The following is a 545-nucleotide window of genomic DNA, read 5'->3' on the forward strand; positions in this document are numbered from 1 at the left end:
ATCAGGTGCACCAGCTTCCGCATGCTAGCGCCCACGATGGCTTTCGGGGTCAGCCCACGTTGTTCCAGCCGTTGGGCCATGGCGATGATGACGGGGTTGTGCTGCTTGGCAACCATGCCAGGCATGAACAGCGCCTTTCTGGCAGCGGTGTGACCAGCCCTGGATAAACAGCTTCGGCCATTCAAAGAAGTGCCTGACTGCTTCTGTCGTGGTGTGACGCCAATAAACGCGGCCAAAGCCTTGGCGTTTTTGAATCTCCTTACATCGCCTATATAGGCAAGAAACTGGGACGAGGCTCTTTTCCCAATTCCGGGGATGCTCTCCATCAGTTCGGCGTCATGCTTTAGCTCAGGATTACCATCAATATGATCATCAATCTCAGATTGCACTTTCTTGATTTGGCTATTCAGCCAATCAACATGCTCTTTGACCATGTCCCGTACACTTACTGAAGGGCTCTGATCCAAGGCTTCCAGCCTATTCATCTCCTGTTGACGCATATCGATCAGCGCCTGTAGCCGATCAACCAAGGCTCGCAATTCCCG

The 545-nt window shown here is 52.7% G+C and carries 1 protein-coding gene; it reads right to left on the bottom strand.

Annotated elements, in window-relative coordinates; all coding sequences use genetic code 11:
* Positions 1 to 545: IS110 family transposase (locus A11A3_RS17190; protein ID WP_008930601.1), on the bottom strand; the 545-nt coding region annotated here is incomplete at both ends.

Source organism: Alcanivorax hongdengensis A-11-3 (assembly GCF_000300995.1).
GTDB classification, from domain to species: domain Bacteria; phylum Pseudomonadota; class Gammaproteobacteria; order Pseudomonadales; family Alcanivoracaceae; genus Alcanivorax; species Alcanivorax hongdengensis.